At 73.6% G+C, this 9,486-nt stretch carries 6 protein-coding genes; 4 read left to right on the top strand and 2 right to left on the bottom strand.

Annotated features, from left to right (window positions below; all coding sequences use genetic code 11):
- The first annotated feature begins 84 nt into the window (after positions 1-84).
- Positions 85-1,074: a peptidylprolyl isomerase gene (locus tag RI554_08675; GenBank protein ID MDR9392085.1), complete on the top strand. Its 990-nt coding sequence runs from the start codon at positions 85-87 to the stop codon at positions 1,072-1,074.
- Positions 1,075-1,149: 75 nt separating this feature from the next.
- Here RI554_08675 and pdxH read toward each other — a convergent pair whose 3' ends face one another.
- Positions 1,150-1,806, bottom strand: coding sequence for a pyridoxamine 5'-phosphate oxidase (gene pdxH, locus RI554_08670; protein ID MDR9392084.1), 657 nt, complete (start codon positions 1,804-1,806; stop codon positions 1,150-1,152).
- 53 nt (positions 1,807-1,859) lie between these two features.
- Here pdxH and RI554_08665 point away from each other — a divergent pair, with 53 nt between their 5' ends.
- Together RI554_08665 and RI554_08660 are read left to right on the top strand one after the other, a co-directional pair.
- Positions 1,860-3,932, top strand: a complete 2,073-nt coding sequence (locus tag RI554_08665; GenBank protein ID MDR9392083.1) for a thioredoxin domain-containing protein — start codon at positions 1,860-1,862, stop codon at positions 3,930-3,932.
- A 551-nt stretch (positions 3,933-4,483) separates the two neighbouring features.
- Entirely contained in the window at positions 4,484-7,093 is a 2,610-nt protein-coding gene (locus tag RI554_08660; protein ID MDR9392082.1) for a BspA family leucine-rich repeat surface protein, read from the top strand.
- Between the two features lie 184 nt (positions 7,094-7,277).
- Here the strand turns inward: RI554_08660 and RI554_08655 are convergent, their stop codons facing one another.
- Positions 7,278-7,553, bottom strand: a complete 276-nt coding sequence (locus tag RI554_08655) for a hypothetical protein (protein MDR9392081.1) — start codon at positions 7,551-7,553, stop codon at positions 7,278-7,280.
- Positions 7,554-7,743: 190 nt separating this feature from the next.
- Here RI554_08655 and RI554_08650 point away from each other — a divergent pair.
- Positions 7,744-9,486: hypothetical protein (locus RI554_08650; GenBank protein ID MDR9392080.1), on the top strand; the 1,743-nt coding region annotated here is incomplete at its 3' end.

Here is a 9,486-nt window from a genome sequence, read left to right as displayed (position 1 = left end):
CGCGGCGCGACCGCCGCCGGCGACTGAACGCCTCCGGCGGCACCTCACACCTCTCATCCCGGCCCCCTGCTAGGGTCACCCCCGATGCGACGCTTCTCGATCCTCACGTTCGCCCTCCTCGCGGCACTCGCCGCCCCGTTCGCCCTCGCCCAGGACGCCGACGACCCCGTCGTCGTTCGCCTCGGCGAGCAGACCGAAACGCTGTCGGAGTTCGAGCAGCGCTTCGAGATCGCCCTGCGCAGCCTCGCCGCGCAACAGGGCACCCCCCTCAACGACCAGCTCCGCGCGCAGCTCGCCAGCTTCGCGCCGCAGTACCTCGAGCAGCGCGGCCAGGAGTTCGCGCTCCTCGCCGCCGCCGACGCGCGCGGCATCGAACCCGACATGGAGGCGGTGCAGGCCCGCATCGACCAGGCCAAGAACGGCCTCCCCGACGAGGCGTCGTTCGATCAGTTGTTGCAGGACAGCGGCATCGGCAGCGAAGCGATGCTGCGCACGCTGTTCGAGGAGGACGAACGGATCCGCGGCCTCTTCGAGGCGGTCGAAGCGGAGCAGAGCCTCGAGGAGGGCGCCGTCCGCGCCGCCTACGACGCCCGCCAGGACGAGTTCACGACCGGCGCGCAGGTGTGCGCCCGGCACATCCTCGTCGAGACCGTCGAGGACGCCGAATCCGTCCTCGCCGAGCTCGACGGCGGCGCCGACTTCGCCGACCTCGCCGCCGAACGCAGCACCGGGCCCAGCGGGCCCGACGGCGGCGACCTCGGCTGCTTCGAGCGCGGCATGATGGTCGCGCCGTTCGAGGAGGCCGCCTTCGCCGCCGACGCCGGCGAGGTCGTCGGGCCCGTCGAGACGCAGTTCGGTCAGCACGTCATCCTCGTCGAGGAGGTCCGCGAGGGCGGCGTTCAAGCGTTCGAGGACGTCGAGGAGGCGCTCCGCGGGCAGCTGCTCAGCGAAGCGACGCAGGCGGACGTCGACGCCCTCATCGAGGCGGCCGACGTCGAGACCTTCCCGGACCGCCTGCCCTCCCCGACCGACGGCGCAGCGCCCGCCCCGATGGGCGACGACGCGGACGACTGACCCCCCCGCCCTTCACGCCCCACGACCCAGGCACGCGCCCCGCTCCGGCGGGGCGCGTGCGCGTGACGGGGGGCCTCAGGGCGCCAGCCGCGACGTGCGCCAGGCGCCCTCGGTCCAGGCGTAGGCGATGCGGTCGTGCAGGCGACTCGCGCGCCCCTGCCAGAACTCCACGTACGTCGGCGTGAGGGCGTAGCCACCCCAGAACGGCGGGCGCGGCACCTCGTCCTGCCCCTCGAAGCGGGCCTCCGCCTCCGCCGCGAGGCGCTCCAGGGCCTCCCGGCCGTCCACCTCCCGGCCCTGCGGCGACGCCCACGCCCCGACGCGGCTGCCCCGCGGGCGGGACGCGAAGTAGGCGTCCGACGCCTCCGGATCGAGGCGCGCCACGGTGCCCTCGAGCCGCACCTGGCGCTCGAGCCGGTCCCACCAGAACGTCGCCGCCGCCACCCCCGTCGCGTCCAGGTCGCGGCCCTTGCGGCTCGCGTAGTTCGTGAAGAAGCGCACCGTGCCCGGCGCCTCCGCCCCGCCCGGCGCGACGCCCTTGCAGAGCACGAACCGCGCCGACGGCACCCCGTCCGCCGACACCGTCGCCAACGCCATCGCGTTGGGTTCCTCCGCACCGGCGGCGTCGGCCGCCTCGATCCACGCCGCCAGCGCCGCCAGCGGATCGGCCCCCAACGCCTCGGCGTCGAGCCGACCGCGGCGGTACTCGGTGCGCATGCCGGACACGTCCATGCCGCGAGGCTACCCGACGCGCCCGCCGCGAAACCGTTGCTAGCGTTCCCGTCATGAACGCCCTCGCCGACGCCGCCAGCCCCTACCTGCTCCAGCACGCCGACGACCCGGTCGATTGGCGGCCCTGGGGCGCCGACGCCTTCGCCGAAGCCCGGCGGCGCGACGTGCCGGTCCTCGTCTCGATCGGCTACGCCACCTGCCACTGGTGCCACGTCATGCAGCGCGAGTCGTTCCGCGACCCCGACCTCGCCGCGTACCTCGACGCGCGCTTCGTCGCGATCAAGATCGATCGCGAGGAACACCCCGACGTCGACGCGGTCTTCATGGCGGCCCTGCAGGCCATGCGCGGGCACGGCGGCTGGCCGCTCACCGCCGTCACCGACCTCGACGGACGTCCGTTCTTCGCCGGGACCTACTTCCCCGCCACCGAACGCCCCGGCATCCCCTCCTTCCGCCGCGTCCTGGGCGCCATCCACGAGGCCTGGACCGACCGCCGCGAGGCGCTCCTGCAGGACGCCGCCACCCTCGAGGACCACGTGCGGCGGGGCATGGCGGCGCCCACCCCCCGCGTCGACCCCGCCCCCCGCGAGGCGGCCCTCCCCGACGTCGCCGCCGACGCCCTCGCCGCCCTCGCGGCGCAGGAGGACGCCCGGCACGGGGGGTTCGGGGACGCCCCGAAGTTCCCGCCGCACGCCGCCCTGCGCTGGCTGGCCACCCGCCCCGAGTCCGACGCGCGGGCGTTGGCCGACCGCACCCTCGACGCCCTCCGGACCGGCGGCATCGCCGACCCCCTCGCGGGCGGCGTCGCCCGGTACGCCACCGACGCCGCCTGGGCGGTCCCGCACTTCGAGAAGATGCTCTACGACAACGCCCAACTGCTGCCCCGCTTCGCCGAAGCCCACCTGCGGACGGGCGAGGTCGGGCACGCGCACGCCGCCGGCGCGATCGCCGCTTGGCTCGAGGCGGAGATGCGGCTCGAGGACGGCGCCTTCGCCACCGCCCTCGACGCCGACAGCGAGGACGAGGACGGCCAGCACCGCGAGGGGGCGTTCTACGCCTGGACCGCCCAGGCCTTCGACGCCGCCGTCGCCGAGGCGTACGGCGAGGCCGAGATCCCCTTCGCGCGCGCCGCCTTCGGGGTGGAGGGCGCGGGGGCGTTCGAAGGGGCCCACGTCCTGCGCGAGGCGGCGGACGCCGCCACCCTCGCGGCGCGCTTCGGGACGAGCGAGGCCGACGCGGACGCCCGCCTCGCGGCGCTCCGCATGCTCCTTCACGGCGTCCGGGCCCGGCGCCCCCGCCCCGCGCGCGACGACAAGGTCCTCCTCAGCCTCCAGGGCCTGGCGATCCAGGGCCTCGCGCGGGCCGGCCGGCTGCTGAGCGAGCCGCGTTGGGTGGACCTCGCGCGCGGCGCGGCGGACGCCGCGCTCGCGACCTTCCCGCGCGAGGACGGCACCTGGAGGCGGCGCGCCCACCGCGGTCGCGTCGGCCTCCCCGCCCTCCTCGAGGATCACGCCTCGTTCGGGCTCGGACTGCTCGAGCTCCACCACGCCGACGGCGACCCCCGCTGGCTCGCCGCCGCCGACGTGCACGCCGCACGGATCCGCGCGGCGTTCGTGGACGACGACGGCCACCCGACGACGGTCGCGCGCGACGGCGACGCGAACGGGCCGCTGCGCGTCGCGCCGCGCAGCGTCGTTGACGGCCCGCAACCCTCCGATACCCTCGCCGCCGCGGAGCTCGTGTGGCGCGTCGCGCGCCGGACGGGCGACGCCGACGCCGAAGCGTGGGCGCGGGGCGTCGCCGCCCCCCTCGCCGAGGGCGCCGCGAAGCACCCCCAGGCGCTCGCGAGCGCCCTCTACCTGCTCGACGTCATGCGCGCTCCGCCGCGCGAGGTGGCCGTCACCGGGCCGGACGAGGTCGGCGGCGCCGACCTCTGGGCCGCGGTGGCCGCCCAGCCGCTCGACGGGTGGGTCGTCCAGCGCGCGCCCGCGCCGGATGCCGGCCCGCTCGTCGAGGGCCGCACCACCGTGGAGGGCCGCGCGGCCGCCTGGGTGTGCGAGGGCTTCGCCTGTCGCCTCCCCCTCACCGACCCCGACGCGCTCGGGGGGGCGCTGCTCGTGGGGTGAGGGGTCGGCGGGGGCGGGCGATCCACCCGACCCCCGTTCGCGGCGCATGACGGGCGCTGGAGCGGTGCCGGAGCGCCGAACCCGACACGCATCGCATCGACCGAAACGTTACATGATTTACGGTGCAGCGCGCATCGCGCCGACCGCCGTGCGGGGGCGATCTGAAGCCATTGGTTCGCGTGGCGACGTGGACGCGAAGCGTGACGCTCGCTGGGTCTGCGGGCCCATGCCTAGCTAGATACGTCGTTCTAAACGCAACAAAGACCCATCGCTCGCGGCCGAAGAGGGGCGCCCGGAGCGTACGGGGCCCCGCCCGACGACCGGGGTTCGACCCCGGAGCGCCGTAGGGGCATCCGCCCGCCCTTTGCATTCGCTGATGCAGAACCGTTACGCTTGCGATGCTCGTAGTTCGTCGAACCCTACGTCACTCCCGAAAGGCCACTCCCATGCTCCACCGCGCCGTCACCTGGGCCCTTCTGGTCGTCGCCGCCCTGATTTCCGTCGCCGCCTGCAACGCGGACACCTCGGACGCCCCCCCATCCGATGGGCGCTTGGCGGAGATCCGCTTTGCGCAGGGCGACGTCCACATGCTCGTGCCCGGCAGTCGCCTGACGCTAGAGCCGCTGTACGCCATCGGAGGGAGCGACGATACGTCCCTCCTCGATCCTGATCTCGCTTGGTCCGGTAGCGACGCCTCCGTGGTGCGCGTCGAGGACAACGTGGTGACGGCCGTCGCGCCGGGCACCGCTACCGTTACGGCGCAAAGCACCACGTTCGAGGACGTCCGGCGGACCGCCACCATCGCCGTCACACGCACACTCCCGGTTTCGGACGAGCTGCCGCTCGAGGGGCACGGCACCGCCGCGGCCCGCCTCGCGGGGGAGGTAACTGGCGTCACGCCCATCGTGGACGCCGGCGGACTCGAGGTCGCGGCCGAGACCATCTCGACCCGTGTGCACGCCGAAGCGGGCACGGGGGACCGGCTGCCCGTCGTGGCGGCGGACGTGACGTTGCGCGCGCAGGCGGCGGGCCGACTGGACGTGACGGGAGCCGGCTTCCAGCCCGGCACTCTCGTCGGGCTGTTCCTCGGGGATGCCCACGTCCCGTTGGGTGCCACCACGGTGGACGACGACGCCACGTTCCGCGTGAGCGTTGTTGTGCCCGAGGGTGTCGACGTCGGCACGACGGTTCTCCATCTCACCGGAGAACGCGCACCGTCGAGTGCCGACACCGGAACGCAATCCCGGGACGAGCGCAATGGGATACGCACGACGATCGACGAGGACGCCGAGGCCACGCTCGTCCTTCCCGTGGAGCTCGTCGGTGCGAACGAGGTGGCGGTGCACGCCCTCGATGTGAAGCCCGACGAAGCGACCGTGGCCGTGGGCGAAACCCTCGAACTCGACACGACCCTCGTCACGACCGGAGCGCCCGACACGACCCTCACCTGGACGAGTGCCGACGAGGGCATCGCGACGGTCGACGCGGCGGGCGTCGTGACCGCTCGCGGCGAAGGCCGCACCCGCATCACGGTCACGAGCGCCCTCGATCCCAGCGCCACCGACACGATGACCCTCACGACCACGGAGGCCCCGAGCTCCATCGACCCCACGAAAGGGACGATCGCGGTCGAGCCTTCCGCGATCCCGGCCGACGGTGCATCGACCGCACACATCACCGTTCAGCTCGCAAACGCCGAGGGCGACGCCCTCGACGCCACGGCCCCCGTCGAGTTCCCGAACATCCCCAGCGAACGCATCACCCCTGCCACGCACCAAGGTGACGGGCGCTACACCGCGACCTACACGGCGGGCCTCAACCCGGTCACGCTCGACGTCACCGCCACCGTCGACGGCGTCCCCCTCGCCGCCACCGCACGTCTCACCCTCACGCCGAACGGCGACGATTTCTACCGCGCTCCGAACGGCGTCACGGTTAAGTGCCCGGCCGCCAACGTCGGAGAGACGGGCACCGTGGGGCGTCAGGCGTACACCAAGCGGAGCCTTAGCGGCACCGACACGACGGTGTCCACGATCGACGAACTCATCGTCGACGGCGACGGCGCCACGGGCTGGGACCTCCTCCCGACGACGTGCACGAGCGGCGTCACCGACATGAGTTACCTCTTCCAGGACGAAGCCTCCTTCGATGAAGACCTCCGCACCTGGGACACGGCGAACGTCGTCACGATGGAGAACATGTTCGAGGGCGCGTCCGCCTTCAACCAACCGATCGGAGCTTGGGACGTAGGCCGCGTGAGCATCACCGACGACATGTTCCAGAACGCGACTGCCTTCGACCAACCGATCGGCGATTGGGACGTGAGCCACGTGACCGACATGAGCAACATGTTCGACGGTGCGGCTGCCTTCGACCAGCCGATCGGCGAGTGGGACACGAGTCGCGTGACGAATATGGAAGACATGTTCGAGAACGCGGCTGCCTTCGACCAGCCGATCGGGGATTGGGACACGAGTCGCGTGACGACGATGGAGGATATGTTCGAGGACGCGGTTTCGTTCAACCAACCCATCGGGGGGTGGGATACGGCGAACGTGACGACCATGGAGGAGATGTTCGAGGGCGCGGATGCCTTCGATCAGCCGATCGGGGATTGGGACACGAGTCGCGTGACGAATATGGAAGACATGTTCGAGAACGCGGCTGCCTTCGACCAGCCGATCGGGGATTGGGACACGAGTCGCGTGACCACCATGAACGAGATGTTCAACGGCGCTTCGGCGTTCGACCAACCGATCGGCGAGTGGGTGACGAGCAGCGTGACGGACATGTCGTTCATGTTCAGGAAAACGCCATTCAACCAAGATATCGGCTCGTGGGACACGGGTCTCGTCGATGACATGGAGGCCATGTTCCTGTCAGCGACGGACTTCGACCGAGACATCGGCTCCTGGGATACGTCCTCCGTGCGCCTATGGGCGGATACGGACGGCAGCCGAGAGAACGGCATGGAGAGGATGTTCAAAGGTGCCGCTGCGTTCGATCAGAACCTCAGTGAATGGTGCGTGGACGACATCAATGCGGACGACCAATACTCGCAGGGTGCGGACGTAACCCCCACGGACTTTGCTACCAATGCCGGATTCGCACGGAAAACCGGTCGTCATCCCCAGTGGACCGCAGGGGACACCTGCAACTAAACGGATCCGCGCGCGCCGCAGGCACCACGACGTTCGCGGCCTCGCGAGGCCACCCCTCCGGGTGGACTCGCGAGGCCGCACTCGCCCGCGTGGGGGGCCGGCGGCGCGCCCACCGCATGCAGGGACCGAACGGCACCGACCCCGGTTTCGTCGCCGCGCGCCGTCGGTGGGGTCGGCCCCCCGGTCAGGGGTGGTCGAACAGTTGGATCTTGGGTTCGCCCGCCACGCCGAGCGTCCCGAGGGCCGCTTGCAGCTCCCCGTCCGCGAGGAACGCCTGCGCGGCGTCGGCGGAATCGAAGTCGTGGATGACCAGAACGTCGTTCACGTCCTCCACGGTCGTGTAGAACGCGTCGTGACGGACGCCCAACCGATCGCGGATGCCCTTCATGTCGGGGGAGAGGTAGCCCGCCTTCCAGGCGGCGAAGTCCTGCACCGGGTGACGCACGAGCAAACGAACCATGACCGACCTCCTTGGGATGGGGCGCCCAGCGGCACCCAAGGTAGCGTGCTCGCCCACCGTCAGAACGACGTCACGTCCATGGCGACGTGCGGGGGCCGGGGGGCCGGCGCACACCTCCGCCACACCCCGCGACGCTCCGAACCGCGCTCGTCCCCCCGCCGCGGCCGGGCCCCCTCGGTATCCTCCCCCCGTGACCCTCGAGCTCCTCGTCGGCCCCCCGGGGGCGGGCAAGACCCACCTCCTGACGGCGGACGCGCGCGCCGCCGCGACGGCCGGCGAGCGCGTCTGGTGGGTCGGACGCGGCGACCAACGCGCGCACGTCGTGCGCGCCCTCGTGCGCGACGGGCCGGTGTTGGGCGTCGAGGTCCTCACCTGGCAACAGCTCGCCTACCGCATCCTCAGCGACGCCCGCGCCCTGCGGCCCCTCCTGACCGGCAGCGGACGCCTCGCGACCGTCGGCGCGGCGCTCCTCGAGGACCGCGACGACCCCCCGACCCCCGGGGAGGCGCGCCTGTTCGCGCGCGCCATCGCCGAAGCCAAGGCCTACGGCCTCGCCCCGGGCCGCCTGCCCGGCGACGACCCGGAGACCGCCCGCCTCCGCCGCGTCCACCACCGCTACGAGGCGCTCAAGGGCGACGCCTGGGACTACGACGACTTCCGCCGCGAAGCGGCGCGCGTCCTCGAGGGGGACCTCGCGCCCGCCACCGCGGCCCTGCTGCCCGACCGGGTCCTGCTCGACGGCGTCGACGAGGTCGCCCCCGCCGAACTCCGCCTCGCCGACGCCCTCGCCCGCCACGCTCCCGTCCGCCTCGCCGTCGTCACGCCGCCCCCCGGACGGACCCCCGACGCAGAACTCCCGGACCGCGACGACGTCCGCGTCCACCGGCACCGCTTCGCCAACCCCGTCGCGGAGGCCCGCTGGGTCCTGCGCGACGTCAAGGCGACCCTCGCCGACGGCGCGGATCCCCTCGACCTGGCGATCGTGGCGCCCCCCGGCCGGGCCCGTGCGGTGGGGACCCTCGCCCGCGAGGCGGGGGTCGGCCTGATGGACGAAACCCCCCGCGGTCTCGCCGACACGCCCGAGGGGCGCCGCCTCCTCGACCTGCTGGAGCTCGGGGACGCCCCCACCCCCGGACGGTTGTTGGGGGTGCCCGACCTACGGCCGCTCGGGGCCGCCGCCCTCGCCGCCGGCGTCGCCGGCCGCGACGCGATCGCCCGCCTCGCCGACGCCCGCGGCGACGGGGAGCGCTGGCGCGCCTGGAGCGACGCCCTCGAGCCCGACCCCGACGCCGACCTGCTCGCGTGGGGCGGCACGCTGGTCGACGCCGCCTGGAGCGCCGTGCACGCCCCGAGGGAGAACGGCGGCCCCGAGGCACCCGACCCGGAGGGGGACGCCGACGCCCGCAGCGACTTCCGCGAGCACGCCCTGCAACGCCTCGCCGAAGCCCGCCGCGTCGCCGGCGCCGGCGACGGCGGGGCGCACGTGCGCGCCTGGTGGGCGGCGCTGTTGCAGGAGGACGCCCCCCGCGAACGCCCGCCCGCCGGGGTCGCGCTGCTGCACGCCGACCAGGTGCAGGGGCGTCGCTTCGCCCGCGTCTGGATCCTCGGCGCGACCGACGGCGCGCACCTCCCCCCCGAGCGCGAGGACTACTTCGTCGCCGAGGACGACCGCGTCGCCTGGCCCGACGCGTTCGCGCGCCCCGCGCTCCCGGTCCGGTTTCGGGCCGGCCGCGAGGCGGCCGGCGCAGCGTTGCGGGCGCGCGGCGACGTCGTGGTCGTCACCTACGCCGGCGGGGACGGGGGCGGCCCCGCCACGCCCGACGCGGCGCTGTTGGGGGGCGACCCGACGCCGGCCCCCGAGCGGCCGGCGGCCAGCGCCCTCGAGCTCGGGGAGGGTCGGCGCTGGCGTCCGCCCGACGCGCCGGTCGATCTG

It is taken from the genome of Trueperaceae bacterium, from assembly GCA_031581195.1.
In the GTDB taxonomy this organism is placed as follows: domain Bacteria; phylum Deinococcota; class Deinococci; order Deinococcales; family Trueperaceae; genus SLSQ01.
This window is presented reverse-complemented; position numbering and strand designations above follow the sequence as displayed.

What these genes read in the sequence shown, in the direction of transcription:
- RI554_08675 (MDR9392085.1), top strand. Translation starts at nt 85, where the DNA reads ATGCGACGCTTCTCGATCCTCACGTTCGCCCTCCTCGCGGCACTCGCC.
- RI554_08665 (MDR9392083.1), top strand. Translation starts at nt 1,860, where the DNA reads ATGAACGCCCTCGCCGACGCCGCCAGCCCCTACCTGCTCCAGCACGCC.
- pdxH (MDR9392084.1), bottom strand. Translation starts at nt 1,806, where the DNA reads ATGGACGTGTCCGGCATGCGCACCGAGTACCGCCGCGGTCGGCTCGAC.
- RI554_08655 (MDR9392081.1), bottom strand. Translation starts at nt 7,553, where the DNA reads ATGGTTCGTTTGCTCGTGCGTCACCCGGTGCAGGACTTCGCCGCCTGG.